The sequence below is a fragment of the Natronosalvus amylolyticus genome (assembly GCF_024298845.1).
Lineage (GTDB): Archaea > Halobacteriota > Halobacteria > Halobacteriales > Natrialbaceae > Natronosalvus > Natronosalvus amylolyticus.
This window is the reverse complement of the sequence record NZ_CP101156.1, coordinates 723543-749936: the sequence shown is the minus strand read 5'-3', so window position 1 is coordinate 749936 and position 26394 is coordinate 723543. Positions and strand designations below refer to the sequence as shown.

Here is a 26394-nt window from a genome sequence, read left to right as displayed (position 1 = left end):
CGTCGTGCATCCGCAACCGCTTTTCAATTCGCTTCCTCTCACGCGTCGACACCCGGGTCCAATCGAACGGTCGGACATGGCTTTCGGGGATGAACGGTTGGGAAGCCACTAACCAGTCGCTTCTCTCGAGTGGGGTCGGATGACCGGTAACGGGCTACCCGAACTTGCCCGTAATGTAATCTTCGACGCGTTGGCTCTCTGGGTTCTCGAAGATTTTCGAGGTGGTGTCGAACTCCGCGAGTTCACCACCCGTGAGAAAGACCGCGGTTTTGTCCGAAATACGGGCCGCCTGTTGCATGTTGTGGGTGACGATGACTACCGTGTACTCCTCTGCCAGGTCTTCGACAAGGTCTTCGATCTTCGAGGTTGCGACGGGGTCGAGTGCCGACGCTGGCTCGTCCATCAGAATAACTTCGGGGTCGGTGGCAATCGCACGGGCGATACACAGTCGCTGTTGTTGGCCACCCGAGAGGTCGAGACCGCTCGAGTCGAGTTGGTCTTCGACCTCCTCGAGGATGGCTGCTCGCTCGAGTGCTGAGTGTACTTTCTCTTCGACGTTCTCGTCTTTGCCCTGGACACGGAGTCCGTAGGCGACGTTGTCGAAGATGCTCTTGGGGAACGGGTTCGGTTTCTGGAACACCATCCCGATCTTTCGACGGAGTGCAACCGGGTCGACGTCGTCGTCGTAGACGTTTTTCCCGTGAAAGCGCATGTCTCCCTCGACGCGACAGACGTCGATCAGGTCGTTCATGCGGTTGATCGATCGCAAGAACGTGGACTTTCCACAGCCCGATGGGCCGATCAGTGCCGTCACCTGTTTCTCGGGAATGTCCATGTCGATTCCCCGCAGTGCCTGGGTGTCGCCGTAAAAGACGTCGAGGTTACGTGACTGAATAACAGCGTCTTCGACCCCTGTTGAGAGTGTGTCTGATGGCCCGGTCCTCGAGACAGACGCGTCGGAGTCCTCGGCTACGGACCCCGAATACGCCCCCGTTCCGGCTCGGTTGGCGGTCATGCTCGTTACCAGTCAATTGTCCCTGCGGTAGTTACCTGTTGCGGAATTCGGTTCCCATATGACCCCCATTTGACCGCTTCATCGTTCTTCCTCGAGCAATGCCTCGTCACCATGCTCCGCTCGAAGCCGCTCGAGGTGTGCTTGTTGTGCGGCAATTCGCTCGGTTTGGCTTTCGTAGACGTGTTCGAACATGGTCCGCGGGTCCGCACTTTCGGGTTCGGCGCGGTCGATCAGCCCGCCAATCCACGCGTCGATTTCGTCGTCCATAGCTGCGAGACCCTCGTCGTCGAGTAGCGAGCAGTTTCGGAGAAAGGTCTCGAGTCGCTCGAGTGGATCACGCCGTTTCCAGTACTCGACGTCGACCTCATCTCGGTAGGCGGTTGGATCGTCGGCAGTCGTGTGGGCACCGTAGCGATACTGAACCGCCTCGATGAGCGTCGGCCGTGGGGTCCCATCATCGGAGACTGCCTTCTCGCGGGCGGCTTCGACCGCAGTGTAGGTCGCCAGGGGATCCATCCCATCGACACGAATCCCCTCGAAACCGTAGGCGATCGCTTTCTGTGCGTAGGTGTCGGCGGCCGTCTGAGCACCTGCCGGTGTCGAAATCGCCCAGCCATTGTTGTGACAACAAAAGATCGTCGGCGTGTCGTACACCCCGGCAAAATTGAGGCCCTCGTGAAAATCACCCTCGGAGGTCGACCCATCGCCGAAGTGGACTACCGTTACCCCCTCGTCGCCAGCGAGTTTCGCGGCCCACGACCAGCCGACTGCGTGGGGGATGTGGTCGCCGATCGTGATGTTCAACGGGAAGACGTTCGCCTCCTCGAGTGCTGCGTTCCCGCGTTCGTGGCCCATCCAGTACAGCAGGTACTCCCAGGGCATCCCCCGTGCGACGAGTGCGCCGTGTTCGCGGTACTGATAGAACAGTTGATCCGTTTCGTCGACGGCGTAGGTCGAACCGATCTGTGCGCCCTCCTGTCCGGCAAGCGAGGCGTAGGTGCCCATTCGACCCTGTCGCTGGAGGCTGATCAGCCGTTCGTCGAGGCGGCGTGACGCCCGCATGTCACGGTACATCGACATCAGTTCCTCGTCCTCGAGGTCGGGAAACAACGCCGGCGAGACGATCTCACCGTGTCGGTCGAGTACCTGCACCACGTCATCCGGCTCCCGGTCGAAGAGAGGTCGCGTCATCCACCTGCTTCGAGGTACGGATGGGGTATAAATGGTCAGTTGGTCGCAAGTCGTGTCGGTGACGGTCAAACTCGTATCGGTGGCTGGTAACTCGTGTATGGGGGCTGCTCAAACTCGAGGGCCCGCTTCGCACATCGGCCGGTGACACGAGTGTTAGCGCGGAGATATGAGTCCGGAGTTCCTATCGGCTACTATGGCAGAAACACCCGAAATCACCGCCGATCGACCCGACAGCCCGATTCATACCTCCGGTACCGATCACATCACACTGATCGGCTCGAACGAGGAAGACACCATCGCCTACTACCGTGACGTGCTGGGAATGCCACTCGTTTTGCGCCAGCCGAATCTGGACGACCCGAACTCGACGCACCTGTTTTTCGATACCGGAGACGGCAGAATCATCACGTTCTTCGTTAGCGATGATCGGCAATCGAATCCTGCTCCCTTGCGTCATCAGATCGGATCCGTTCACCATCTCTCGTTTTCGATCGAACCGGAACGTTTCGTCGAGGTCCGTGAAGCCCTCGAAGCCGAAGGGTACGGCTACAACGAGTTCGACCGCGGCATCTTCCACTCGCTGTATACCCGTGACAACAACGGGCTGACGATCGAACTCTCGACGGACAAATTCTCGATTCCAGACGACCGTCGGGGTGAGGTACTCGCGACCGCCCAGCGACTTCGCGAGGAAGATGGCGTCGAGTTCGCCGAAGAGCGACACCTCGAGGCCGCTCTCGAGGAACTGGGGCTCGAAACCGAGAAACACGAGTTGCCGGACGCACCAACCGGTGCGGGCGTCTGAGCCTTCGTCGAGTGACTCGAGGCCGGGCCTTATCGTTTGGTATCGATTTCCGGGACGCGGATGTATCGTTCCTCAGTCCGGTCGCTACTGCTCGAGTTTGTTTCTCCGACGCTACCGGATGATTCGGTCTCCTCGATGACGTACTGTTGACCGAGCATCGGGTCGAGCAGGGCGTCGACGGCCGCCTGATCGTCTCGGAGGACGGGCACGTCGTCAGTCGCCGGTTGCTCGAGGGCGTTATCGATCTCTTTCGACAGGTCAGTGTCGATGTGTCCCGCTTCGTTTCGAGCCTCGAGGTCATGTACGGAGTGGCGCGTCTCGTCTTTCGTCGCGATGACCTGCACGTTCTGGACGGCGGGTGTACTCGAGGTTTTGAAACTGTAGACCTGTTCGAACACCTCGTCCATGGTGGCGTACTGGGCGCGGTAGAACTCCGATGCGGAACCTTCGGGAGCAGAGACGACGTTTGCCAGGACGACTCCATCGTCGCTGAGGCGGTCGTCGACAAGTGTCATGAACTCGACCGTCGTCAGTTGGAACGGCACCTGATCGCGTTTGAACGCGTCGAGAACGATGACGTCGTAGGTGTGGTCTGTCTCGTAGAGGAACTGTCGGCCATCGTGTTCGTGTGCCTGTAGGGAATCCGACTGCTCCAGTCCGAAGTACGTTTCTGCGGCGCGGGTGACCTCACCGTCGATTTCGACGACGTCGATGGTGACGTCGTAGTGCTCTTCGAAATCCTGCGGACCGGTGTAACCGCCACCACCGATGAACAGCACGCGGTCGACGGATTCGGGTTCCTCTTGTAATAACATTGTCAGGTGAAAATATCGCGTGTAGGCGAAGACGTGTCTATCTGCGTCCTCGAGGTCGAGAGCGCTGTGGCGAGCGCCGTCGAGATACATCGTTCGAACGTTGTCGTTATCGATGACCTCGAGTTGCTGATGTGGGGTCTGTGTCTGGTAAACGACCTCACCGCGCGGGTCGAGACCGAGGGCGGCACTGCTCGAGGCGGTAAAGAGGACGAGTGTGACGACGACGAGCGTGACGGCAACTGCCTTCGAAGGCCGGGGGAGACTGAGGACGAGCGCCGTCCCGACGAGAATCAGGCCAAAGAGGAGCCCGATCTCGTCGATCGTGAGCGAGGGAATCAACAGGTAGGTCGTCGCACCAGCGCCGAGAATGCTGCCGATGGTGCCGAGGGCATAGACGTGTCCGGATGCCTCGCCGACCCCCTCCTTTGCTGAGAGTTCGGCTGCATACGGGCTGATAAAACCGAGGAGATACGTCGGTGGACCGAACAGGATGACGATCGATGGCAACGCGGCGTAGCGCGGTCCGAGTGGTATCGTCGCGGTGTAATACAAGAGCATATCGCTCGCATAGATGACGACGGCGATGTAGACTGCCGTTGCGAGTAAAATCCACGTCATCTGGCGATTCGAAGCCGTTTTGGCCAGCTTCCCACCTTGCCAGTAGCCTAGACTCAGTGCGGCGAGGAAGACGGTCAGTAGGCCGCCGACGGTGTAGATGTGACTCCCGAACTGTGGTGCGACGATGCGCACGGCGAGAATCTCGAGGCCCATACTCGTGATTCCGGAGACGAACACGGCCAGTTCCGCCTTCGTCAGTCGCCCGGACTCGAGGGCCCGCTGGACGTCCATTACCGGGACAGAGCGGGTCCACCCGTGAGTACCTGTTGGATTTTATCGCCGACTCGAGTGCCTGTACCGTTCTCGTGGCAAGCTTCGACTATCACAACTGAATCAATTTGGTTCGTGCGTAATACTAAATGATATGGATGATGAAGTAATGGAGAGGGGGCGATGCGAACCGTCCGATCAGTTCGTCGTGACGACTTCGATCACGTCTCGAGGCTCGACCTCGTAATCTTTGCCCAGCTGGCGGTTGCTCCGACAGTCGATGGCATAGAGAAAGCCGTCGCCGATGTCAGAGTGCAGACTGTAAGCGAAGTCCTCGGCGGTCGACTCCGACGGGATAAGATAGCAGTCGGGGAGGACCTCACCGCGCTCGTTGCCCAGACCGTTCGCGCCACCTGGGAACACCGGCACGACGCCCAGCACGTCGAAGAGTGCGGTCTCGAGGGCAGCCTGAACGCCAGTCGCGCCGTACTCGGACACGAACTCGCGAATCTGCTCGAGGCCCTGTTCCTGCTCGGGAGAGATATCGCCCACGATTTCGAAGTCATCGTCGCCGGGTCGGTACTCGACGACGCCCGCCTCGCCGGCCGTCTTGAGTGCTTTTTCCGCATGTGCGCTGCAGGGGACCATCGTGAGGTGTTCGTACTCGGGGTCGGCAGCGATTTCCTGGAAGTTCTCCTGTGCCTGTGGCGTGTCCATTTTGTTGGCCGCAATCACCATCGGTTTGGTCGCTTTGCGAATCTCACGAGCCAACTCGAGGCGGTCGTCGTCGTCCCACTCATCGGGGTCGAATCCGATACCGACCCGACGAATCAGGAGTTTGATCTCGTCTTCGCTAATCTTGAACGCGCTCATCTGCTCGGCAAGGTCCTCCTCGATATCGTCCTCTTCGGTGACGTAGCCCGAGGCGTACCGGTTGATCCCTTTCTCGAGGACGCCCAGGTACCACTGATCGAGTTCCTCCTCGAGGAAGTCGATGTCCTTGCGTGGGTCGTGCCCCTCGGTTGGTTCGCCCTCGAGGTCCGTCTCTCCCGAGAAGTCGACGACGTGGATCAGGACGTCCGTCTCGTTCAGGTCGGTCAGGAACTGATTGCCGAGGCCGTTCCCCTCGTGTGCGCCGGGAATCAATCCCGCGACATCGACCAGTTTCGTCGGAACGAATCGAACGTCGCCTTCGAGATAGCCCACGCTGGGTGTCGACACTTCGTCGAATTCAGGGGCGGCGTCTTCGACGCGGACGTACGCTTCACCAACGCTGGGATCGATTGTCGTGAACGGGTAGGCCCCCTCGGGAACGTCGTTCATCGTGGCCGCATTGAAAAAGGAGGACTTGCCGACAGAGGGTTTGCCGACGAGTCCGATTCGGTGACTCTTACTCATTATCCCTCCTGTGAGCGGCCCGACTAAACGGGTTTTGGTCTGTCGCTGGAGTGGTATGTTTGGGCCTGACACAGTCCTCTGGCATACGAGAAGAACCGTTACAGTCCTGAAAACTCTCCTCCACTCGATCGTTTCAACCCGTAGACTGGCCCCTTATAACACGTCCTCGAGCGCGTCCATCGTCCGATCGACCCACTCGAGACGCGCGTTGTAGCCCATGTGGCCGATTCTGATGATGTCGTCCGAGAGGTCGCCAAGTCCCGTCGCGAGCACGATATCGTGCTCGTCCCGAATCCGTCGTTGCAGTGCGGTCGCTTGCCCGTCCACAGCGAGCGCCGTCACTGTCGGCGATGCGAGGGCATCACTCGAGGGATACACTTCGAGGCCCATCGAATCGACTCGCTGTCGACAGCGGTTCGCCACTCGTTCGTGGCGTTTGTAGACGTCCTCGACCCCCTCCTCGAGCAACAGGTCGGTTGCCTCGTCGAGTGCAAGTAGGTTCGAAGAGAGGTGCGTATAGGGGAACCAGCGGTCCTCGATGACGGTCCGCCAGGGCTCGAGGCTGGCGTAAAACGAGCGGGTCTCGACGCGTTCGATTCGCTCCCAGGCACGGTCGCTGATCGCACACACCGTCAGACCAGGCGGGGCACTGAAACACTTCTGGCTCGCACCGAGGACGACGTCGATCAGTTCTGTTGAGACGGCCGTCCCACCGAGCGAGGAAACGGCGTCGACCACGCTGAGCACGTCGTGTGCTTCGAGGAGTTCCAGTACCGGCTCGAGGTCGTTCAGGACGCCCGTTGGCGTCTCACAGTGGACCATCGTCGCAACGTCGTACGTTCCGGTCTCGAGTTCCCGTTCGACGGACGCGATATCGAGTGGCTCTCGCCAGTCACCGCCACAGACGGTCGCCTCTCCGCCGTACATATCGACGAAATCGGCGAACCCCTCGCCGTAGAGGCCGTTGGCGATACACAGCACCTCCGTTCCCGGTTCGACCAGTGAGGCGATGGCTGCCTCGAGTCCCAGGATGCCTTCCCCACCGAGGATGGCGATGTCACCGTCGCCGTACACTGGCTCGAGTTTGGCCGTCAATGCAGCATAGAAGTCGACGAACTCGGATTCGACGTCGGGATTCCAGGCTGGCTCAGCCATTCGCTCTCGGACGCGCTGGGGCACAGTCGTCGGCCCTGGCGTCATGCGCAGGATTTCGTCTGGGTGCTCCATACACGGTCGTCGTGTTCGATGGTAAAAGAGAGACGGGTCCTGGGGCGTATCGGGGTCGTTCGACGCGTGATGACTCAGGCGCGTGTTCCACGTTCTGGCAGGGGAGACGAGATCTCGAGTGACCAGCGAGCACTCTGTGACTACCGACCACCGAAGCGTCGCTACTCGACAATCGCCTCATCGCCGTCGACGAAGGGTCCCCCGAACGAACGGGGTTGCCGGGAACACACCGAACCGGATCCGTTCGATCTCGAGGACGTCGAAGGCGTCGTGAGAGACGAACAGGTCCACGGTGTCCCGATTGACGTGACAGCCACCGGCAAGCCGAGTCCAGAGTGGATCGACGATGTCCTGGCCCGTTTCACGCCAGCCATCGGCGCGAACGTGCTCGAAAAATCGAAACTCGCCACCGGGTTTGAGTACTCGAGCAACCTCCTCGAGGGCGGCTTCGGGATCGGCAATTGTACAGAAGACCACGCTCGCGAGGACGACGTCGAACGCATCGTCGGGGTACGGAAGGGCTTCGGCTCGAGCGTCTCGGAGATCGACCGGAAAGCCGAGTTCTCTGGCCTGTGTTGCGGCCTGCTCGCGCATCGTCTCGTCGGGTTCGATGGCGTGATACTCGAGATCGGAATCGACTGCCGTCTGAACCGGTTCGAACATGCCGCCGGTTCCGGCACCGAGATCGAGAACCCGTCCGGAGAGGTCCGCCGCGAGATAGCGACGATGTGGCGCGAACACCCACTCCATCGGTGTGAGCGATCCGTACAGACGGGCGACCAACGGATGGTCTATCTCGTCTGTAGCGCTCGAGTCGTCGTCGCTACTGGTATCCCGACGGAGCATTTGTGTTCGTAGAATCGTGACGGAATCCGGTATATATTCCGGTGGACGATCGATTCGATATCCGTGTTTCTGTGGAACGAGCAGGGCCAATAATCAATGTCTTCGAGGTTGTACGCTGTGTTATGTTCGCTGACAGAACGGACGCCGGTGAGCGACTGGCCGACGAACTCGAGCACCAGGGTGTCGAAGCCGACGTTGTGCTCGGAATTCCCCGTGGGGCATTACCCGTCGCCCGACCGGTCGCGGACGCGCTCGATGCCACACTGGACGTGGTCGTTGCGCGAAAACTCGGTGCGCCGATGAATCCAGAACTCGCACTGGGTGCTGTCGGTAGCGATGGCACCGTCTGGCTCAACGACCGACTGGTTTCCCAGTTGAACGTCTCCGAGGACTACCTCGAGGACGTTCGCCAGGAGGAAGCCGAGAACGCAGCGAAGAAAGCCGACCGATATCGTGACGGCGATGCGGTCTCGCTCACGGATGCTCACGTGGTGGTCGTCGACGACGGCGTCGCGACGGGGGCTACGGCGACTGCGTGCCTTCGTCAGGTTCGGGAAGCCGGTGCGTCGTCGGTTATCCTCGCGGTTCCGGTGAGTTCGCCGGACTCCTTCCGTACACTCAAGGAGGAGGCAGACGAGGTTATCGCCCTCCAGACGCCGCCTGATTTCCGCGCAGTGGGACAGTACTACCGCAACTTCGGCCAGGTTTCAGACGAGGAAGCGATGGCCTATCTCGATCAGTCGTCGTAAGTACAGAGACGGTTGGCCATCGTGGTGTGTCCGTTTTCGATTGCCACCTCGAGTGAACACGTCGATTCTCACCGATCACCAGTGCAAGAAAGGCAGTTCGTCGGCCTCCGAAAATGGCGGCCGAACGAGCAGTGGGCGACCACACAGCCACGAATGGTCGCAAATGGATTGTTGAGCATGAGTGATCCACCATGACACGGGTTTCGCGTCATTGAGTAGGCGAACAGTGGGACGTTCGCATACCACCGGCACTCACAGGGTCGTTTGTTTGCCAATGCGTCGCGTCGTCGGGAGTTCCCGTCGACATCACAGTGTAGTGTTCGTCCAATAATAAAGCTAACTGTTGGTGTAAGTACGGTGGGTTGTGCCCGTTCAGGTGCACAATCTAAAATAATACGAAGATTTGTGAGCACTTGTCCACCCTCGAGTAGAAAATCCGATTATACACGCGTCAATCGGTCACCACCTCGGTCTATGGGGTGTCCCGGTAACGCTGTCATACTCGTTCATCGGCAGTTCGCCCGTTCAACATAACAGTGCGAAAAAGGGATGAACGTATACCTTTTCAGGGCCGACCCAGTAGTCCGGATATGCAGTTCTGTGATGCCTGCGGTTCGATGATGAAAGCCGATGGGGACCACATGGTTTGTACGAACGACGACTGTGGCCACTCGAGTGTCCGAGATCGCGACCAGGAGGCCGCGTTCGTGACGACCGAATCACAGACCTTCGACGACGTCATCGAATCCGACGAGTCCGCCAATTTCGAAGGTAAACCCATTGCGACCGACGTACGCTGTGACGAGTGCGGAACTGAGGAAGCGTGGTACACGATCAAACAAACCGCCTCGGCGGACGAACCACCGACCCGGTTCTTCAAGTGCACCGAGTGTGGCTATCGGTGGCGTGAATACAATTGAGCGAATTCTCGAGTTTCCACAACCCATCTGCGCTCACCAGCGGATTTCGCGTACGAACCGATAGCGGGGCCGACGTTCTTCTTCATCCGACCATCGACTAACGTAACGAAAAACGATGCACGTGGCAAACTTTCGCGAGGTACTGAGTTTTTTGCAGTAGGCCGCATACGGAGTAGGTATGCCACTGCACAACAGGGAAGTCAGACAGGACGTGCGGGAACTCGGGGCGTTGCTCGGCAACGTCCTCGAGGACCAAACGTCTCGACGCGCGTTCGAAACAGTCGAATCGTGTCGGACGGCCGCGATCGATTACCGGTCGGGCGAACTCGACTCACGGAAATCGCTAATCACCGAACTCGAGAACCTTTCGACGCACAAACAGCGAACTGTTGCACGAGCATTTACTACCTATTTCGAACTGATAAATCTCGCCGAAGAGCGCGAACGGGTGCGGACGATTCGACAGGATTCACACGAGGGGACGCTGGAAGACAGTCTCGAAACGGCCGCTGCAGAACTCGCAGAAGTCGACGACGAAACGGTCGAGGGGATTCTCGACGACGTCCTCATCGAACCGACGTTTACGGCACACCCAACCGAAGCACGACGAAAGACGGTCAAAGCGAAGCTTCGCTCGGTCGCCAACCACCTCGAGACCCTGGACGAGCGGCTTTTGACCGACAAAGAGCGCAAACAGGTTTGGCGCGATATCGACGCCGAAGTGACGAGCCTCTGGCAGACGCCCCAGGTCAGAAAGCGTCAACCAGAACCGGAGGACGAAGCCAGAAACGTGCAGTGGTATCTTGAGAACACACTTTTCGACGTCGTCGGAGAGGTGTACGACGAACTGGCCGACGCACTGGATGACGAACTCGATGGGCCGACCGACGTTCCTAAACTATTCGAGTTTCGCTCGTGGGCCGGCAGCGACCGTGACGGCAACCCCTACGTCACACCCGAAGTGACTGCGAACACCCTCGAGCGCCAGCGGGCAGTCGTTCTCGAGCGCTATCGCGAACAACTCAAACGCCTCTCGGGTGTCCTGAGCCAGGATGGGAGCCGAATCACCACGGGCAGTGCGTTCGATAGCTCGCTGGAAGCAGACCGCGAGCGGCTCCCAGGGGTGGCGCGCACCGCAGAAGACCGTTATCCGGGCGAACCCTACCGACAGAAACTCAAGTTGATGCGCGAGCGCCTCGCGCGGGTCGGCGACGTACGACCGGGCGGCTACGACGACGCCGACCAACTTACCACTGACCTCGAGGTCATCGCGGAGAGTCTCCGTGACAACGATGCGGAAACGGTCGTCGAAGCCCACGTGGACCCGCTCCGCCGTCAGGTCGCGACGTTCGGCCTCTCGCTGGCTAGCCTCGACCTTCGGGACCATCGCCAGAACCACACCGACGCGATCACCGAAACTCTCGAACGGGAGGGAATCGATTACGCGGCACTGGACGAAGACGAGCGCGTCGAACTGCTGACTGAGGCCGTCTTACAGGACGAGCCACTGATCGATCTCTCGAAAACCGACGACCTGACGGATACCTCGAGCCGCGTCGTCACCCTCTTTGACACGCTCGCCGAGTGGCAGCGTGAGTACGGCGTCGAGGCCATCGACACCTACTGCATCTCGATGAACAACGAGCCATCCCACGTCCTCGAGGTGCTGTTCCTCGCCGACCAGGCTGGGATCGTCTCGCTCCCCGAACACTGTGGGTTGGACATCGTTCCGCTGCTCGAAACCGAGTACGCGCTCTCGGGCGCCCGTCGTATCATGGGGACGCTGTTCGAGAACGAAGCCTATGCCCAGGCGCTCGAGGCCCGCGGTCGCACGCAAGAAATCATGTTGGGGTACTCCGACTCGAACAAAGAAAACGGCTTCCTGGCAGCGAACTGGTCGTTGTACAAGAACCAGCGCCGGCTCGGGGAGATCTGTGATGATTACGACGTGACGATGCGGCTGTTCCACGGTCGTGGTGGCTCCATCTCACGCGGTGGTGGCCCGATGAGCGAAGCATTGCTCGCGCTGCCAAACAGCACGGTCACCGGCCAGGTGAAGTTCACCGAACAGGGGGAAGCCATCGCCGAGAAGTACGGTAATCCACGCATCGCCGAGCGAAACATCGAACAGATGCTCAATGCCCAGCTCCGGGCGCGAAAACAGGCTATCGAACAGCCAAAAGAGCGTATCGAAGACGAGTGGATCGACGCCATGGATACGATGGCCGACGCCGCCCGCCAGGAGTATCGCGACCTCCTCGAGAGTGAGGGTTTCGTCCAGTACTTCGAACAAGCGACACCGATCACCGTCATCGAAGATCTGGACCTGGGTTCGCGGCCGGCCTCGCGAAGCGGCGAGCGGACGGTCGAGGACCTCAGGGCTATTCCGTGGGTGTTCTCCTGGACTCAATCGCGCTGTATTCTTCCCGGCTGGTACGCGCTGGCTGCGGGACTCGACGCCTACCTCGAGGACGGTGGCGACGTCGAAACGCTCCAGACGATGTACGACGAGTGGGCCTTCTTCCGGTCCACGCTCGATAACGCGGCGCTCTCGCTCTCACGAACCGAACTCGAGATTGCCGAACAGTACGCGGACCTTGCAGAGGCCGACCTCCGTGAAACGTACTTCCCGCGAATCACCGATGAGTACGAACGAGCCGTCGAGTTGGTGACGACGGTGGGGCAACGAGAGGAGTTACACACTCGGGACTGGCTGGGCGAGAACCTCGAGCGTCGAAACCCGTACGTCGACCCGCTCAATCTGTTGCAGACGCACTTGCTTGGGCAGACCCACCGGACCGACGTCGAAGAACGGACGCTTCGGCTAACGGTCAAAGGAATCGCTGCCGGGATGAAAAATACCGGATAGCATTCCTGCTTTACTGCGTCGTATATTCAGACTTGCAACGCAACGTCGGTGACATCGCGGGTTCTGTTTCCGAGGATCAGTTCGATCAAAATCGAAAAAGGAAAACGAATCCCTTCTCACAGAACGACAGGCCTGCAGATTACACAATCTGCAGATACTCATCCTGGAGTTCGTCGTCGGAGAACTCCTTGCCGTGTACCTCGTGCATGTGGTTTCGCGCCAGTTCGATCGCCTCTTCCTCGTTTTCGGATTGGATAATAAAACGACAGCCGGATTCCGCCGCTTCACAATCCAGTTTGTGTGCTCGTGCCATGTCTCTCCCCTGTGTTCGGTGGTTAGGCCATGCGAATTGTCACCAACCACCAAGGTACCTACCCTCTCAACCCACATAGACGTTTTCGACAGCGAAAATGAATACGTGAAACAGACGCTCACTGGCGACACTTCGACCGAACGGTGGCGCTCTCTCGAGGCCTTTCGTGGGCGCTCCTTCGAAAGTCGACGTGGCTTCTCTGGCAGCCGCTGTCCGCGATGGGCTGGAATACCGTATTTCGGAGTGTTGAGACAGAACGCCAGGGGGGTTACGACAAACCGCCGTTGGTGACCAAAACGCTCCTCTCAATCGACGGTCGGTACCGGAACCGAATCGAGCACGGCGTCGACGATCTGGGACTTTTTGACCTCGTTGACGGTCGCATCAGGGGTCAAGACGAGTCGGTGAGCCATCACCGGCTGGGCAACGCGTTTGATATCATCTGGCGTGACGTACTCTCGCCCGGAGAGCGTCGCATACGCTCGAGCGGCTTCGAACAGGCGCTGTGTCCCACGGGGAGAGACGCCGACGGAGACGCGGCCATCGTTTCGAGTCTCTCGAGCCAGTGCGACGACGTACTCGAGGAGGTCCTCGTCGACAGTGATGGATTCGGGGACCTGTCGAAGGGCTTCGACGTGTTCGGGTTCGAACACGGTGTCGACACTCGGGCTCATCTCGTCGCGGGCAGCTCGACGTCTAAGGAGTTCGACCTCGCCGAGTTCGTCCGGATATCCCATCGAGGTTTTGACGAGGAATCGGTCGACCTGCGCTTCGGGCAGCGGGAAGGTTCCTTCCTGTTCGACCGGGTTCTGCGTGGCGATGACGAAAAACGGCTGTGGGAGCTGACGGGTTTCGCCGTCGGTCGTCACCTGGCCTTCTTCCATCGCCTCGAGCAGCGCCGCCTGGGTTTTCGGCGGAGCACGGTTGATTTCGTCGGCGAGGACGATGTTGGCGAAAATCGGCCCTTCGTTGAACTCGAACGACCGATCCTGTTCGTTGAAAATGTGCGTTCCGGTGACGTCGGCGGGCAACAGATCGGGCGTGAACTGAATCCGAGAGAACGAGAGCCCGAGCGCGCTGGCAAAACTGCGTGCAGTCAGCGTTTTCCCGGTCCCGGGTACTTCTTCTAAGAGGACGTGTCCACGGCCGACGACGCCGAGTAACACGGTCTCGAGGAATTCTCGTTCGGAGATAACCGCTTCGCTGATGGCATCGAGGACCGCTTCACACTCCTCGCTCGCCTGAGTGACGTCCATGGGCGGTGACTCGAGATGGCCGGCCATATTTCTTCTGTTTCTGTCACGTTTGTGGCGTCATCGTCGCGATCGAATTTGACAGACTGGCTCGAGGGAGGACCGCTACGTGGGTCACCCACACGGAGGCGACGAACCGAAACGGCTAAAATCATAACCCTGGTACTGTGAGGTGAGCCGAGATAGCCTAGCCCGGCCAAGGCGGCAGATTCGAAATCTGCTGTCCCCACGGACACGGGAGTTCAAATCTCCCTCTCGGCGTTTTTCGACGACTACCCGGTGAGCGAGGCATACCCGCTGTTCTCGATAGTCAACCAGCAAATTTGCTGCAGAAAATTCTCAATCTCAACCTTCGAAAGATGAGTGCAACCGTTCGACAGAATCGAAACGTCTACTCGAGCGATTAGATCCCGAGGTCGACACCGAGGACGTCGGTCAACAAATAGTAAGCCCCAGCCAGCAACAGGGCGACGATCACGATAGAGACGAGGAGGCTAATGGCCCAGGTGAGAAAGCCAAGCACCAGCGACACGATCTCGAGGACGACCCAGAGTGCGATAAGCGCCAGCAGGGCGAGCCCGCCGATTCGGAGCCATTCGGTCATACGAGAACTGCGAGCGCCAGACGTATCAGTCTTATACATTCACCTAGAAGCAACGGTATGGACAGTCGTCAACGAACCGTACTAACGCTCCTCTGGCTTGCGGTCGCCATCGTGATGGCCACGACGCTCGAGCCAACGATACCGAGCACACTCGGTGACATGGCACGAGTAGCAGTGGTGGTGTTAGCGCTCTTTCTCGCCACGTTATACGGTCTCGACCCAGCCAATCTTATCACACGGACCCACGGTCTCGAGGCGGACGAGGAAGAAACGGAGTAGCTGGACAAAGCGTGTTTTTATCCGATCAGTCGTCTGCCGGGGCAAACGCCTGGGCGTCTGCCTCGAGCAAGCGGTCCAATGCGTCGACCATTGCCTCGACACTGGCGCGAGTAATGTCGGCTTCACTTCGGGCAACGGTAACGCTTCGGTCGTCTCGAGACATCGTCACTTCGACGGTGACGAGTGCGTCGGTGCCACCGGTGACGGCGTCGACGTGGTAGGCCTCGAGTTCGGCATCGGCTCCCGAACCCAGTGCGGCGCGGACGGCGGAAACGGCTGCGTCGACGGGCCCTGATCCGGTCCCGGATGCGACGCGTTCGTCGCCGGCAACGAGCAACCGAACGCTCGCCGTTGGGACCGAGCCCCCGCTGATGGCGTTCAGGTCGAGCAGTTCGACCGTTCGCTCGCGGTCGGCACCCGTGACGTCTTCGGCGATTGCGAGGAGGTCGGCATCGGTGACTCGTCGGCCGCGATCACCGAGTTCGGTTACTCGGTTGGCGATCTCTGCGACCGCATCTTCGGAAACCTCGACGTCGTGTTCTTCGAGAGCGGCCCGGACACCGGCGCGACCGGTGTGTTTACCGAGCGCCAATCGTCGTTCGCGACCGACAGTTTCCGGCGGGTACGGCTCGTACATCTTGTCGTCTTTGAGCGTCCCGTCGGTGTGGATACCGCTCTCGTGGGTGAAGGCGTTCTGCCCGACGACGGCCTTGTTCGGCGGCAGTTCGACGCCCGTAGCACGTGCCACGAGCTGTGCGAGATCGTACAACTGGGTGAGCTCGACGGTGTCGATATCGTAGACGTGCGAGAGCGCGATGGCGACTTCCTCGAGGGCGACGTTTCCAGCCCGTTCGCCGAGGCCGTTGACGGTACAGTGGATCAAGTCTGCGCCGGCATCGACGGCGGCCAGAGCGTTGGCGACGCCGAGACCGAGGTCATCGTGCGTGTGTGCGCTCACGGGGCCAAGTTCGGCCAGTCGGCCGACGACTTCGGCCGTTCGCTCGGGGCCCGTGTGTCCGACGGTGTCGGCAAAGCAGGTGCGGTTTGCACCGGCATCGAGCGCTGTCGCCATCAGCGTCTCGAGGTACTCGAGGTCAGCGCGAGAGCCGTCCTCGCCGATGACTTCGACCCAGAGACCGTGGGATTTGGCGTACTCGACGAGTTCGGCCGTTCGTTCGAGGTTATCCTCGCGCGTACTGCCGACTTTCCCTTCGACGTGGCGGTCACTCGAGGGGACGACGAGATGGATGCCGTCGACGTCACACTCGAGGGCGAGGTCGATGTCGGTGTGGATCCCTCTGCAGAAACTCGTCACGCGGGCGTCGAGATCGAGGTCGGTTACCCTGGAGATCGCCTCGCGTTCGCCAGCGCCCGTACAGGCGCTGCCGGCTTCGATTACGGAGACGCCAGTGCGCTCGAGCGCACGGGCGATTTCGACCTTTTCGTCTGGGGAGAGCGAAACGCCTGGCGCTTGCTCACCGTCGCGGAGTGTTGTATCAAGTAGTTTCACGGTGTCACCTACAGCCTGCCCGCCATCGGCTCGAAGGCGAGAGTCTGTATAGTCGGCTTCGAAAACGGTATCGACGTCGGTCTCGGCTCGAGTCCGAGAGTCAGTGTTGGCGGTGAATTTCACGCCCAGCCGGGTTGCCCCGACTTCCTCTATCCTCGGACGCCGGCGTTGAGAGTGTGTCTCGTGCCATTGTATCTCGGAGGTGGCCCTACCGGTCATTAAGGACGCCGGTATCGGCACTACCTGCCACACACTCAGTCACTGTCATATTCCGGATTGTTGTCACAGTAGACCGGTCGGTGGTGAATCGTGGTGGTCTCCCACTGCGACTCGGTGACGATGTCGACGGTCAGCCAGGATTCACCGCGATTGGTGCGCTCGTTGCCCTGCTCTCGATTGCGCTACTGGCCCGGCGTCGATAAGTAAGCGGTTCGTTACTCGAGTCGCTTCGACCGGCACGAATACGATTAGTCCTCGAGTCTGATTTCATCGCCCGCTTCGACTCCGTCAGCCCCACCAGCGGGGAGTTCGAGTATCAGGTCTGCTCGTGCACGAGCGAAACCGAGCCACGGTCGAAGCGTTTCGACACGGCTGACGGTGCCATCTTCGACCCAGATAACGTCGAGCGAGGTGAAGACGAACAGCATGTGGATGTCCCGCATTTTCGCCGTGTCGAACCGAAATGCGAGGGCGTAGTCGTCAGGGATAGAGCGACGGAACATGAGCCCACGAGTCTGTTGAATTAGTGAATCGGCCGTCTCGACGTTCGTGGCCAGTGGTGTCTCCGCACCGTCCGAATCGTACACGAGTCGCACGAAGGCGTCTGGGTGCCCGGAAGGTAAATAATCGATGGCCAGTAACTGGCCGCGTCTTTCGCCTGCCCGCAGCACCCGGTGCCGGGCAAACGCTCGTGGGCAGTCTACTTGTATCTCGAGGCTAACGTTCACTCGATGGAAAAGACGCCACGAGGAACGTCGGTCGGCGTCGACGACCCCTATTCGTTCGTTGGGGTTTGCGATTACCTCACCGGCGAAGGAAAATGCCGCTACGCCTACGACCACTACCAGCACGACCCCGAGTTTGCTCGCGAACGCGCACACGCCGACTACGCCTGTTTCGTGGTCGATCCGGAGAGCGAACAGGGTGACGCCGCCGGTAGCTGTACTGGTTGTAGCGGCGCGGACGCCGACCCGGAGTGGGCAGACTGTCCGCACTTTCGCTCACGGAACCACGACCACGAATGCGTACGCTGTGGCCTCGAGGAACGGCGAATGGGACAGTCGGACGAGCGTCCCCTGCTCGAGGAACATCACCTGTCCTATGCGAGCGATGGACGAACCCTGAGTCACGAAATCACGGTCTATCTCTGTCGGTGGTGTCACGCGAAAGTGCACTCCTCGTGGGCCAGAATTACCGACGACGTTGCACCCGACCCGGAAGCGATTGGGGCCCGTGAAGGTCGTCGAGACCGCGAACTCGAGGAACTGGGGTTTCAGACGGCGGCCGAACGGACGGACCGGGAGTGAGCGACCCACTCGAGCGTCGTTGTAGTGTCCTGAAAATGGCGAGCGAAGCTGATTGCCCGATGGTGTTATCGAATGATATCGGCAATGCGCCGCGGTTCGCCGGAAAGTGAGGGTTGTTCGGCGACCATCTTGAGGACTTCGTGGTCGGTCACTTCGGGATAGGGTTTGCCAATAGCCTCTTCGATCAGGTCTCGTTCGAGGCGAAATTCGGTTCCTTCGTAGACGACGTCGACGCCGGCGTCGTCGAAAGCGAGCGTGGTCATACCCACACTCTCGGGGTGCCGGTGGAAAAATGAAGCGACTTGCACCGGTCCTCGAGGCCGAGACACGGCTCCCTCGAGATGAGAACCGAGAAATCGGATACTCGATGCACTACTGTCTGCCACGCGTCTGACGTTCGCGCGGGGTTTATTACCCGGCAGTGACTCTGCCACAGAGTGTGGCGTTCAGTACCGATCCGCTCGACGAACTCGTCGTCCCGTCCGGAACCGAAGCAGAAGAGCACGATCTCGTGACCGACGGTGATGTGCTCGTCGGTGGTCGGGCGACCGTCGAATTCGGCGTTCGCGGCCGGAACGTTCTCGCGGGCGAGGGCGCAACCTTTGGCGGGTCGATAGAGGCCGACGGAGATTGCCGACTGGACATGTGGTGTGACGTCGCCGACAACGTCCTCGTCGGCGAGGACGCGTATCTGGGTGAACGAGTCCACGTCGGTGGCCAGCTCAAAGTAGCTGGCGACCTCGATATCGGGGACGACGTCGACATCGAGGAGGGGTTCGAGGCGAACGGCTGGATCGTCATCCGGAACCCGATGCCGACGATCATTTTCCTGTTTATGTACCTCAAACACCTGCTGGTTATCGGCGAGGAAGACGCCGCCCAGCAGCTCATTTCGGAGGTCGTCGATGACGACCTCGAGAGGGGCGCAGAACCGCTCGTTATCCCGGCTAACGCAACTGTCAGCGACGATGCTTGGCGAGTATCGACACCTGCCAGAATCGGTGACGAGTGTCGACTCCACGGCAACGTTCGCGCCGAAACGGTTTCGATCGGGAGCGATGGGAACGTCTTCGGTAGTGTTCGCGCTCGAGGCGACATCACCATCGGTGAGAAAACACGAATCCACGGCGATGTGACGACCCGTGACGGTGCGGTTGCGCTGGGTCCTGACGTGCGTATATTGGGGGACGTTTCCTGTAGCGACCTCGACCTTGGGCCAGGTGCTGAGGTTGACGGCTCAATTCGCGCTAGCGGTGAGATCACGATGGAGACGACTAATCGCGACATCGAGTAGGCGCGGCCAGATTCAGGAAAAGTCATAGGGAGCAGGACTATCTTGGATACGGACTGATCGATATCTGTGACAATCCTCACAGCGTGAACTCCACCGTTGCGCACTCGGATTTTACCCCACATCCTTAATAACTAATGTTGCGAAACGCCCAGATGAGTATGCTACGAACAATCATAACACACTCGAGGTGGGAGTTGTGAGATCGATCGTCTTGACAAAAGGGGTCCCCGACTTCTCTGAGGGTGCGGTATCATTCGACGAGGACGGGCACCTCGAGCGCGGGAAGACACCGACGGTAATGAACCCGAACGACCACTTCGCGTTGCGCGCGGCCCTCCAGACGCGAGTTCGTCACGGTGGACACGTGAGTGGGATGAGTATGGGGCCGCCGAGTTATTCGAGCGTGCTCGAGGAGGCGATGGGCGAGATTTATTCGGATGACAGCTATCTGCTCTCGGACCGAGAACTCGCGGCCTCGGACACCTGGGCCACTGCGATCACGCTCTCAGCAGCAATCGAAAAGTACCAGGAGGAAGTCACAGACGTCGATCTGGTGTTTGCGGGGTTCAAAACAGCCGACGGCGAGACCGGTCACACAGGGCCCCAGACCGCCTGGTGTCTGGAGTGGCCGATCGTCACGCACGTCATCGCACTGGATATCGACCCCGACGAACGCGTCCTCCGGGCCAAAAGACTGGTCGAGGGTGACGTTGACGAGATCGAGACGGTCGAAGCCCCACTTCCGTGTTTCGTTGTCACCGACCCCGAGTTCGAACCGACCTACCGGAAGGCGGCCCACCGACTCGAGCACAAGCGGTTGCGCGCGGCCACGGAAGAACGCGTCGAGGACTTCGACGACCATCTGACGACCTGGGACCACGAGGACCTGCGTCTGGACTCCGAATACATCGGTCTCGATGGCTCACCGACGATCGTTTCCTCGGTTGACCCCATTCCGAAAGCGCCCTCCGAACGGGAGGCGACGATGATCGATCCGGGCGACAGTGGCGGGATGGAACAGGTACTCGAGGAACTACAGCCGTATGCAGGAGGTGACTGAGCATGACACTCGACCCGGACGACTACACGGTTGACGAACTGCGAGAGGAACTGGACGGAATCGACGACGTCGAGGAAGTACGTGAAGCGCTCGAGACAGAGCGCTCGGGAGCGGAGCGAAAGACCGCCCTGGAAGCTCTCGAGGAGCGATTGGATACACTCGACGCTGACAGTAGCGATGACGAGCCAACTCGAGACAAAAAGCACGTTCGAGCCCTGGTCGGTGGAGACTACGCCGACATGTGGGTGTTCTGTGAGACACAACACGGCGAACTGCTCGACGTCTCGAAGGAGATGCTCGGGAAGGCCCGTGAGCTGATGGACGGGTATGCCGAGGATTTCGGCGACGAAGAGGATGTCGTGGCCTTCCTGATAGGTGACGGCTGTGCAGACCTCGCTGAGGAGTGTATCGCCTACGGAGCGGACGTCGCCGTCTATCACGATGACGACCGACTCGAGCGCTTCTTGCACAAGCCCTACACCGAAATTTCGGCCCACATGGCTCGCGGGCAGGGGACGACCGAAAGCACTGACTGGCGGTCGTACGACGAACCACGATACACGTTGTTCCCGGCGACGAACAACGGCCGTGATCTCTCGGCACTCGTGCAGGCCGAACTCGATTCCGGCCTCGCATCTGACTGCTCTGATCTGTTTATTCAGCCGGAGGAAGTTTCGAACCCAGTCAAAACAGGCGAGCCAGGGGTGAAAAAGACGTTCGAACGCACCTTGCACATGAAGCGACCGGACTTCTCGGGGTTCGAGTACTCGACGATCCTCTGTCTGGACAACCCCGACCGGGATTTTCACCCACAGGGTGCCTCGGTTATCCCCGGCGCGTTCGACGTTCCCGAACCCGATTACGACCGGGAGGGACTCGTCGTCGAACACGACATGGAACTCGAGGACGAGTGGTTTAGCGTCGACATCGAATCCCACGATACGCTCGAAGCGGGCGTCGACCTGACTGGACACGAGGTCGTCGTCTGTCTGGGTCGTGGCATCGGTGATGATCCGACGCTTGGCATGGAACTTGGACTCGAACTGGTCGATGCCTTCGACGACGCTGCCCTTGGTATCACCCGCGGGATCGTTACCTCGTCGTACCAGTTCGACGGGCACGTCGAGCAGTACTCGAAAGAAGAACGCCAGATCGGAGAAACCGGCCAGGAGGTAGAACCGCCGCTGTACATCGCAGCGGGGGTCTCCGGAGCGGTCCAGCACAAAGTCGGCGTCGACGAGTCGGAGACGATCGTCTCGATCAACACAGACCCCGATGCGACGATTCGTGATTTCAGCGATTACTTCATCGAGGGTGATCTCTTCGACGTGCTCCCGATGCTCACCGACGCGGTGAAATCCGGCGAACTGACGGTTGAGGCCGTAGCTGATGGAGGTGAACCCGATGAGTGAAACACGAACCGATGGTGGCAGCGAGGACTACGAACACTACGAAGCGGTCGTCGTCGGCTGTGGCCCAGGTGGGGCTGCCGCCGCGGCTCGCCTGGCCGAACACGGTATCGAGACGCTCGTCCTCGAGCGCGGCGTCGAGGCCGGGTCGAAGAACGTTTCGGGCGGATTGATTTACGCGGAGGATTCGGCACCGTACACGATCGACGACCTGTTCCCCGACTTCCGGGAGGAAGCGGCAGAACGGCCGGTCACCGACTATCACATCCACAATATCGACGGTCGGCAGGTCACGACCTACGACCTGACCGACCTGCACGAACACGACACGGACTGGTGTGACGCGGTCTTGCGCCGGACGATGGACAGTTGGCTCGAACAACGTGTCCACGAGAAAACGAGTGAGACCGGCGGCGGGGTTCTGACCGGCGTACGCGTCAACGGCTTGCTCCGGGAGAACGGAGAGATCGTCGGCGTGACCTGTGACGAACTCGACCCGATCAGGGCCGACTACATCGTCGCCGCCGATGGCGTCAACTCCGAGTTAGCGCGCGCCGCGGATCTGATGGACTGGGACGAACCGGACGAGTGGTTCCAGGGCGTCAAAGCCGTCGTCGACATGGACGCCGACGTCATCAACGATCGGTTTTCCATCGAGGAGGGCGAAGGTGTCGCGCACCTGTTCTCGGGCGATCTGTTCGAGGATGTCCGGGGCGGTGGCTTCCTCTATACGAACGAAGACACCCTCTCGATTGGGACCGTTTTCCACCTCGATAGCCTCGTCGCCGAAGAGGCCGAACCGCACGAACTGCTCGATGCGTTGTTGACCCACCCCCTGTTGGCACAGTGGTTCGACGGCGAGTACAACGAACTCGAGTACTCGGCCAAACTGGTTCCCGACTCGAAGAAGGTGGCTCACCGCGAACCCTACGCCGACAACCTCGTCCTCGTCGGCGACGCTGGCGGCCAGATGCAAGCTCAGGGACCGATCATCAAGGGAATGAATCACGCTGTCACCGCCGGTGCGCTGGCCGCTGACGCTTACGCACTCACTCGGGGCAACGCTGACCCCGAGGCCGCCGGTCGTCGGTACACCACGATGCTCGAGCAGTCGGGCACTATGGGCAAACTGCGGCCACGCCGCTACGAACTCACGAGCACCGTCGGCGAACACGATCTGGTCACCAAAGCAGTCGAAGGCGTGTTGAACTCGCCCGTCGGCTCGATCGCCGTCGGCAATCCGATTGCGAAACGGTTGTTGCCCAAAGCGTACAACTCCCCGTTCCTCGTGGGAATGCTTCCGGATACGTCGATGGCGTACACGACGTTACCGTCGCTCATCGGCGAAAAACACGGCCGGACCGTCCACTGGGAGAACGAAATCGAGCCACCATCGCTCGAGGAACGCATCGGTGATCTGACGTACAACACGGACGTCGGCAATCCACACATCCTGTTGCAGGACGAATCGTTCGAGGCCAGCGGGGCCGCCGTCTACGCCTGTCCGGTCAGTGCTGAAGACTTCGGTGGCGGCTGTTACCGGGCTGAGACGGTCAAGACCAACGGGAGCGAGGAGAAACTGGTGAGTCTCGACACACAACCCTGTGTCGAATGTGGGACGTGTGCTATTGTCGCCGATACCGAGTGGACACACCCGCGCGGTGAGAAAGGCGTCGAGTACAAACAGGGCTAGCAATGAGCGAGTACGGGCCACAGATTGCTGCCCTCGAGCGGCGTGCCGAACGGGACCGGGAAGCCCTCGAGCAGTCGTCACATGACTGTCCGTCCGGCGAGGCGGTGCCGACGGGTGTCTCTGTGCCAGAGGGCGTCCAAACGGATGAGGAAGATGAATCTGACAACGATTGCGGACTCGAGTACCTCAGACACGGTGTTGGCCCGGCCGTCTGGGTGTACGTCGAGGGACGCAGTGGTGGTGACCTGAGTCGCTTTTCGGCGGCAGAGATGGCGGCGCTCGAGCGGGCGATGAACCTCTGGTTCGAGTGCTATGCTGCCTGCCACGGCGTCGACCTCGAGGCCGAGTTTACCGTCCGTGAAGTGGCCGAACTCCTGCTCAAGACACACAATATCCACGACGTGGGGGTATTGTTGACCGGCGTGCCCGAACGCTCGAGTGAGTGATTTGCACGTTTTCACTCTGGTGAGGTGAAATCCTCGAGCACGCTGTGTGCGTAAAACGCGACGGAGAAATCCTGTGGTGATGGAATAGCACACGCGAGAGTGGCCAACAGTATCGCTGTCACTGCAGGATGGGCGGGTACAATGACGAAGTCGGTCGCGACGGTAAGTGTGGGGAGTGCCAGGAGGAGCGGGCTCATTGCAGCGACTCGAAGGTGCCAGGCAGGTTCCTCGCCCGTCGGTTCGGGGTGGACGACAGCCCAGGGATGACTGAGCATTCCGGAGAGGACGCCGGGTGTTCGCTCGCCGCCGAAGACGATGGTGTACTCGATACCGACGAGTCGAAGCACAAGTGCGTGCAACCACTCGTGGAGCACCAACCCGACCGCCACCGAAGGGAGCAAAATGACGACGGCAAGCAGTCGGTCGGGTGTGAGCTCGATCATATCGGAGTGTACGTTTCTGGATTCGATGACGGCATTATCAATCCGTCGAAGGGCGCGTTCGGTATCTGTGTGGCTTCGTCGCTCGAGGCAAAGGCCCAAGCCTGTACTGATTGGTCTGTTATAACGGGAGGCTACACTCGAGTCGCTATTCGTCGGCATTCTCCTCGAGTCGCTGTTCGAAGACCTGGTGCCTGAACAATCATTAAGTACTTTGGTGAGAGATAGCATGGCATGGCATTCGCCGAGGAAATCGAGTTTGGGCACGAGGACCGCAAACGCATTTACGAACACGTCGAGCGCCACGGGGCAGTCGATCCGGACGAAGTCAGACGCAGATTACAGATCGACCCCGGTGGATTCAGACACCACGTCGCCATCCTCAAACGGGACGGCCGTCTCGACGACCGGGACGGAACGCTCCGGGTAACGATCGATGCGGGTGCTGAGGAAGAGTACCAAAGCGACGACCTCGAGTTCCACATTCGGCCGGCCAGACAGGAAGATCTGGCGGGTATCGTCGGCGCGATTCGACAGGTCGCCGAGGAGAAGACCTACATCGTCGCCGAGTCCGTCGCCGACGAGGTCGACCATCAGGACGCACTGTTGCGGTACAACGAACTCGAGGCCCGGATGTTCTTCGTCGCGACGGTCAACGACGAAGTCGTCGGCTGGGTCCACATCCACGGGCAGGAACTGGACAAACTCAGTCACACCGCGCAGTTGACCGTCGGCGTCATCGAGGAGTACCGAGAACACGGCATCGGCTCGCACCTGCTCTCGCGTGGCCTCGAGTGGTCCGGTTCGAACGGATACGAAAAGGTCTACAACAGCGTTCCCTCCACGAACGAAGAGGCAATCGACTTCCTCGAGACCCACGGCTGGGAGATCGAAGCGGTCCGGGCGGATCACTACAAACTCAACGGCGAGTACGTCGACGAAGTGATGATGGCACTCAAACTCTGAGTCAGCTATTCACGATGTCCGTGATGGCATGGAGACTCTCTACCTCGTAGGTCGGTGTCGCTGAGAGTGCCACGTCTGTGCTATGGGGTCTTCTGACGAAAACCGAATCCATCCCTGCGCGGTGGGCCGCGATCACATCGCTCTCGCTATCACCAATGTACAGTGCAGATTCTCCCTCGAGGTCCGCGAGGGCTTTCTCGAGGTAATGCGTGTTCGGCTTTTTCAGGTCGAGACTTTCGATCGTTTTTTCCCGTCCATAATAGACCTCGAACAGCGGAGCTAGCTCGAAATGCTCCAGAACGTAGGCGATTGTACTGTGGTGATTGTTGCTAACGACTCCACAGGGATGCGGAAGGGCTGTGATAGCCGCTACGTCGTCATATAGATCCCGAGAACCGGCTTCGAATTTCTCGAACTGGGATAGTTCGTCGTGACGTTCTCGAGCTTCCCAGAACGTCTCTGGATCGATATCGTATACGCTACAGATTTCCTGGAGCCGGCCAACAGTAGTGCCGTTCACGATGTCGTCAATATGTCGCTGGTCCACTGTTGTAACGCCCACTGCTTCGAAGGCTTTCACTGTGGCTTCGACCTGGGTCTCGTAAGCAGGTGGGTCGACCAGAACGCCATCACTGTCGAAGAGCGCGATATCGTATTCTGTCACCTTCTGTCAATTGTAAATATAGTATATGAGGGTTACGATTCTGTGGCCTTGCCAGACCACCACTCGTGATTTTCCCCAGAACTGAAGTCGGTGTTTTTCCTATAGTAGCATCTCTGTAAGTGGGTTCAGGCCGTCTCTCGAGCGGTATGGTGGACACGAATGGAGGATAGTAACCGAATTCGTCGAGCGAAACCACCTGCTGTGTCCTCCCCAACGGTAGTCACCCAACCCTCGAGGTTTGTATACCAACCTTCGGCGTTTAGGACCCCTAGTC

27 protein-coding genes and 1 tRNA gene are annotated in these 26394 nt (G+C 59.7%); 14 read left to right on the top strand and 14 right to left on the bottom strand.

Annotation, left to right across the window (positions count from 1 at the left end; translation table 11 throughout):
- Positions 1 to 154 precede the first annotated feature (154 nt).
- On the bottom strand, positions 155 to 1015 hold the full coding sequence (gene pstB, locus NLK60_RS03475; protein ID WP_254809505.1) for a phosphate ABC transporter ATP-binding protein PstB: 861 nt from the start codon (positions 1013 to 1015) through the stop codon (positions 155 to 157).
- A 78-nt stretch (positions 1016 to 1093) separates the two neighbouring features.
- On the bottom strand, positions 1094 to 2206 hold the full coding sequence (locus NLK60_RS03470) for a thiamine pyrophosphate-dependent dehydrogenase E1 component subunit alpha (protein ID WP_254809504.1): 1113 nt from the start codon (positions 2204 to 2206) through the stop codon (positions 1094 to 1096).
- A gap of 193 nt (positions 2207 to 2399) precedes the next feature.
- On the opposite strand from NLK60_RS03470, the gene NLK60_RS03465 reads away from it, so the two are divergent.
- Positions 2400 to 3011 (top strand): VOC family protein, encoded by a 612-nt coding sequence (locus tag NLK60_RS03465; protein ID WP_254809503.1) that lies wholly within the window; start codon positions 2400 to 2402, stop codon positions 3009 to 3011.
- Positions 3012 to 3040: 29 nt separating this feature from the next.
- On the opposite strand, the gene NLK60_RS03460 is transcribed toward NLK60_RS03465, so the two are convergent.
- The 4 genes from NLK60_RS03460 to NLK60_RS03445 form a co-directional block, all read right to left on the bottom strand.
- Positions 3041 to 4675, bottom strand: coding sequence for a spermidine synthase (locus NLK60_RS03460; RefSeq protein WP_254809502.1), 1635 nt, complete (start codon positions 4673 to 4675; stop codon positions 3041 to 3043).
- A gap of 177 nt (positions 4676 to 4852) precedes the next feature.
- On the bottom strand, positions 4853 to 6052 hold the full coding sequence (locus tag NLK60_RS03455) for a redox-regulated ATPase YchF (RefSeq protein WP_254809501.1): 1200 nt from the start codon (positions 6050 to 6052) through the stop codon (positions 4853 to 4855).
- Positions 6053 to 6205: 153 nt separating this feature from the next.
- A complete protein-coding gene (locus NLK60_RS03450; RefSeq protein ID WP_254809500.1) occupies positions 6206 to 7279 on the bottom strand; it encodes a pyridoxal-phosphate-dependent aminotransferase family protein in 1074 nt (357 codons plus the stop codon).
- Between the two features lie 177 nt (positions 7280 to 7456).
- The gene (locus NLK60_RS03445) at positions 7457 to 8125 is read right to left on the bottom strand and encodes a class I SAM-dependent methyltransferase (protein ID WP_254809499.1); all 669 of its coding nucleotides are present in this window, start codon (positions 8123 to 8125) and stop codon (positions 7457 to 7459) included.
- A 122-nt stretch (positions 8126 to 8247) separates the two neighbouring features.
- On the opposite strand from NLK60_RS03445, the gene NLK60_RS03440 reads away from it, so the two are divergent.
- The 3 genes from NLK60_RS03440 to ppc all read left to right on the top strand — a co-directional run bounded on the left by NLK60_RS03440 (position 8248) and on the right by ppc (position 12663).
- On the top strand, positions 8248 to 8874 hold the full coding sequence (locus tag NLK60_RS03440) for a phosphoribosyltransferase (RefSeq protein ID WP_254809498.1): 627 nt from the start codon (positions 8248 to 8250) through the stop codon (positions 8872 to 8874).
- 590 nt (positions 8875 to 9464) lie between these two features.
- The gene (locus tag NLK60_RS03435; protein ID WP_254809497.1) at positions 9465 to 9794 is read left to right on the top strand and encodes a transcription factor S; all 330 of its coding nucleotides are present in this window, start codon (positions 9465 to 9467) and stop codon (positions 9792 to 9794) included.
- A gap of 178 nt (positions 9795 to 9972) precedes the next feature.
- Positions 9973 to 12663, top strand: coding sequence for a phosphoenolpyruvate carboxylase (ppc, locus tag NLK60_RS03430; protein ID WP_254809496.1), 2691 nt, complete (start codon positions 9973 to 9975; stop codon positions 12661 to 12663).
- Positions 12664 to 12802: 139 nt separating this feature from the next.
- On the opposite strand, the gene NLK60_RS03425 is transcribed toward ppc, so the two are convergent.
- Positions 12803 to 12976 carry a DUF1059 domain-containing protein gene (locus tag NLK60_RS03425; RefSeq protein WP_254809495.1) on the bottom strand — a complete coding sequence of 58 codons (174 nt, stop codon included), beginning with the start codon at positions 12974 to 12976 and terminating at the stop codon, positions 12803 to 12805.
- 305 nt (positions 12977 to 13281) lie between these two features.
- Positions 13282 to 14232, bottom strand: coding sequence for an AAA family ATPase (locus tag NLK60_RS03420; protein WP_254809494.1), 951 nt, complete (start codon positions 14230 to 14232; stop codon positions 13282 to 13284).
- A gap of 173 nt (positions 14233 to 14405) precedes the next feature.
- Here NLK60_RS03420 and NLK60_RS03415 point away from each other — a divergent pair.
- Positions 14406 to 14490: transfer RNA gene (locus NLK60_RS03415), tRNA-Ser, on the top strand.
- Between the two features lie 142 nt (positions 14491 to 14632).
- On the opposite strand, the gene NLK60_RS03410 is transcribed toward NLK60_RS03415, so the two are convergent.
- On the bottom strand, positions 14633 to 14833 hold the full coding sequence (locus NLK60_RS03410) for a hypothetical protein (RefSeq protein WP_254809493.1): 201 nt from the start codon (positions 14831 to 14833) through the stop codon (positions 14633 to 14635).
- 57 nt (positions 14834 to 14890) lie between these two features.
- Between NLK60_RS03410 and NLK60_RS03405 the strand changes: the two genes are divergently transcribed.
- A complete protein-coding gene (locus tag NLK60_RS03405) occupies positions 14891 to 15112 on the top strand; it encodes a hypothetical protein (RefSeq protein ID WP_254809492.1) in 222 nt (73 codons plus the stop codon).
- A 25-nt stretch (positions 15113 to 15137) separates the two neighbouring features.
- On the opposite strand, the gene NLK60_RS03400 is transcribed toward NLK60_RS03405, so the two are convergent.
- Complete coding sequence (locus NLK60_RS03400; RefSeq protein WP_254810418.1) at positions 15138 to 16622, bottom strand: (R)-citramalate synthase; 1485 nt, start codon at positions 16620 to 16622, stop codon at positions 15138 to 15140.
- 176 nt (positions 16623 to 16798) lie between these two features.
- Here NLK60_RS03400 and NLK60_RS19655 point away from each other — a divergent pair, with 176 nt between their 5' ends.
- Positions 16799 to 17044 carry a PGF-CTERM sorting domain-containing protein gene (locus NLK60_RS19655; RefSeq protein WP_425499063.1) on the top strand — a complete coding sequence of 82 codons (246 nt, stop codon included), beginning with the start codon at positions 16799 to 16801 and terminating at the stop codon, positions 17042 to 17044.
- 45 nt (positions 17045 to 17089) lie between these two features.
- Here the strand turns inward: NLK60_RS19655 and NLK60_RS03395 are convergent, their stop codons facing one another.
- Complete coding sequence (locus tag NLK60_RS03395) at positions 17090 to 17437, bottom strand: DUF192 domain-containing protein (protein WP_254809491.1); 348 nt, start codon at positions 17435 to 17437, stop codon at positions 17090 to 17092.
- A 135-nt stretch (positions 17438 to 17572) separates the two neighbouring features.
- Here NLK60_RS03395 and NLK60_RS03390 point away from each other — a divergent pair, with 135 nt between their 5' ends.
- Complete coding sequence (locus NLK60_RS03390; protein WP_254809490.1) at positions 17573 to 18148, top strand: DUF7097 family protein; 576 nt, start codon at positions 17573 to 17575, stop codon at positions 18146 to 18148.
- 65 nt (positions 18149 to 18213) lie between these two features.
- Here the strand turns inward: NLK60_RS03390 and NLK60_RS03385 are convergent, their stop codons facing one another.
- On the bottom strand, positions 18214 to 18411 hold the full coding sequence (locus NLK60_RS03385; protein WP_254809489.1) for a DUF5800 family protein: 198 nt from the start codon (positions 18409 to 18411) through the stop codon (positions 18214 to 18216).
- A gap of 176 nt (positions 18412 to 18587) precedes the next feature.
- Between NLK60_RS03385 and NLK60_RS03380 the strand changes: the two genes are divergently transcribed.
- From NLK60_RS03380 to NLK60_RS03360, 5 genes are all read left to right on the top strand, one after another.
- The gene (locus NLK60_RS03380; RefSeq protein ID WP_254809488.1) at positions 18588 to 19442 is read left to right on the top strand and encodes a polymer-forming cytoskeletal protein; all 855 of its coding nucleotides are present in this window, start codon (positions 18588 to 18590) and stop codon (positions 19440 to 19442) included.
- 196 nt (positions 19443 to 19638) lie between these two features.
- Positions 19639 to 20502, top strand: coding sequence for an electron transfer flavoprotein subunit beta/FixA family protein (locus NLK60_RS03375; RefSeq protein ID WP_254809487.1), 864 nt, complete (start codon positions 19639 to 19641; stop codon positions 20500 to 20502).
- A 2-nt stretch (positions 20503 to 20504) separates the two neighbouring features.
- On the top strand, positions 20505 to 21914 hold the full coding sequence (locus NLK60_RS03370) for an electron transfer flavoprotein subunit alpha/FixB family protein (protein ID WP_254809486.1): 1410 nt from the start codon (positions 20505 to 20507) through the stop codon (positions 21912 to 21914).
- On the top strand, positions 21907 to 23604 hold the full coding sequence (locus NLK60_RS03365; RefSeq protein WP_254809485.1) for an FAD-dependent oxidoreductase: 1698 nt from the start codon (positions 21907 to 21909) through the stop codon (positions 23602 to 23604). Before NLK60_RS03370 ends, NLK60_RS03365 begins: the two co-directional genes overlap by 8 nt.
- A 2-nt stretch (positions 23605 to 23606) precedes the next feature.
- Positions 23607 to 24050: a DUF8055 family protein gene (locus NLK60_RS03360; protein WP_254809484.1), complete on the top strand. Its 444-nt coding sequence runs from the start codon at positions 23607 to 23609 to the stop codon at positions 24048 to 24050.
- An 11-nt stretch (positions 24051 to 24061) separates the two neighbouring features.
- Here NLK60_RS03360 and NLK60_RS03355 read toward each other — a convergent pair whose 3' ends face one another.
- Entirely contained in the window at positions 24062 to 24493 is a 432-nt protein-coding gene (locus tag NLK60_RS03355; protein ID WP_254809483.1) for a hypothetical protein, read from the bottom strand.
- A 231-nt stretch (positions 24494 to 24724) separates the two neighbouring features.
- Between NLK60_RS03355 and NLK60_RS03350 the strand changes: the two genes are divergently transcribed.
- Positions 24725 to 25456, top strand: a complete 732-nt coding sequence (locus tag NLK60_RS03350; protein WP_254809482.1) for a GNAT family N-acetyltransferase — start codon at positions 24725 to 24727, stop codon at positions 25454 to 25456.
- Between the two features lies 1 nt (position 25457).
- Here the strand turns inward: NLK60_RS03350 and NLK60_RS03345 are convergent, their stop codons facing one another.
- Complete coding sequence (locus NLK60_RS03345; protein WP_254809481.1) at positions 25458 to 26120, bottom strand: HAD family hydrolase; 663 nt, start codon at positions 26118 to 26120, stop codon at positions 25458 to 25460.
- Positions 26121 to 26394: the final 274 nt, after the last annotated feature.

Excerpts from the sequence above, each read along its gene's own strand:
- NLK60_RS03405 (WP_254809492.1), top strand. The coding sequence starts at position 14,891 with ATGGACAGTCGTCAACGAACCGTACTAACGCTCCTCTGGCTTGCGGTC.
- NLK60_RS03440 (WP_254809498.1), top strand. The coding sequence starts at position 8,248 with ATGTTCGCTGACAGAACGGACGCCGGTGAGCGACTGGCCGACGAACTC.
- pstB (WP_254809505.1), bottom strand. The coding sequence starts at position 1,015 with ATGACCGCCAACCGAGCCGGAACGGGGGCGTATTCGGGGTCCGTAGCC.
- NLK60_RS03420 (WP_254809494.1), bottom strand. The coding sequence starts at position 14,232 with ATGGACGTCACTCAGGCGAGCGAGGAGTGTGAAGCGGTCCTCGATGCC.
- NLK60_RS03470 (WP_254809504.1), bottom strand. The coding sequence starts at position 2,206 with ATGACGCGACCTCTCTTCGACCGGGAGCCGGATGACGTGGTGCAGGTA.
- NLK60_RS03450 (WP_254809500.1), bottom strand. The coding sequence starts at position 7,279 with ATGGAGCACCCAGACGAAATCCTGCGCATGACGCCAGGGCCGACGACT.
- NLK60_RS03350 (WP_254809482.1), top strand. The coding sequence starts at position 24,725 with ATGGCATTCGCCGAGGAAATCGAGTTTGGGCACGAGGACCGCAAACGC.
- NLK60_RS03410 (WP_254809493.1), bottom strand. The coding sequence starts at position 14,833 with ATGACCGAATGGCTCCGAATCGGCGGGCTCGCCCTGCTGGCGCTTATC.
- NLK60_RS03460 (WP_254809502.1), bottom strand. The coding sequence starts at position 4,675 with ATGGACGTCCAGCGGGCCCTCGAGTCCGGGCGACTGACGAAGGCGGAA.
- NLK60_RS03435 (WP_254809497.1), top strand. The coding sequence starts at position 9,465 with ATGCAGTTCTGTGATGCCTGCGGTTCGATGATGAAAGCCGATGGGGAC.
- NLK60_RS03445 (WP_254809499.1), bottom strand. The coding sequence starts at position 8,125 with ATGCTCCGTCGGGATACCAGTAGCGACGACGACTCGAGCGCTACAGAC.
- NLK60_RS03365 (WP_254809485.1), top strand. The coding sequence starts at position 21,907 with ATGAGTGAAACACGAACCGATGGTGGCAGCGAGGACTACGAACACTAC.
- NLK60_RS03455 (WP_254809501.1), bottom strand. The coding sequence starts at position 6,052 with ATGAGTAAGAGTCACCGAATCGGACTCGTCGGCAAACCCTCTGTCGGC.
- NLK60_RS03360 (WP_254809484.1), top strand. The coding sequence starts at position 23,607 with ATGAGCGAGTACGGGCCACAGATTGCTGCCCTCGAGCGGCGTGCCGAA.
- NLK60_RS03390 (WP_254809490.1), top strand. The coding sequence starts at position 17,573 with ATGGAAAAGACGCCACGAGGAACGTCGGTCGGCGTCGACGACCCCTAT.
- ppc (WP_254809496.1), top strand. The coding sequence starts at position 9,973 with ATGCCACTGCACAACAGGGAAGTCAGACAGGACGTGCGGGAACTCGGG.
- NLK60_RS03355 (WP_254809483.1), bottom strand. The coding sequence starts at position 24,493 with ATGATCGAGCTCACACCCGACCGACTGCTTGCCGTCGTCATTTTGCTC.
- NLK60_RS03425 (WP_254809495.1), bottom strand. The coding sequence starts at position 12,976 with ATGGCACGAGCACACAAACTGGATTGTGAAGCGGCGGAATCCGGCTGT.
- NLK60_RS03370 (WP_254809486.1), top strand. The coding sequence starts at position 20,505 with ATGACACTCGACCCGGACGACTACACGGTTGACGAACTGCGAGAGGAA.
- NLK60_RS03465 (WP_254809503.1), top strand. The coding sequence starts at position 2,400 with ATGGCAGAAACACCCGAAATCACCGCCGATCGACCCGACAGCCCGATT.
- NLK60_RS03385 (WP_254809489.1), bottom strand. The coding sequence starts at position 18,411 with ATGACCACGCTCGCTTTCGACGACGCCGGCGTCGACGTCGTCTACGAA.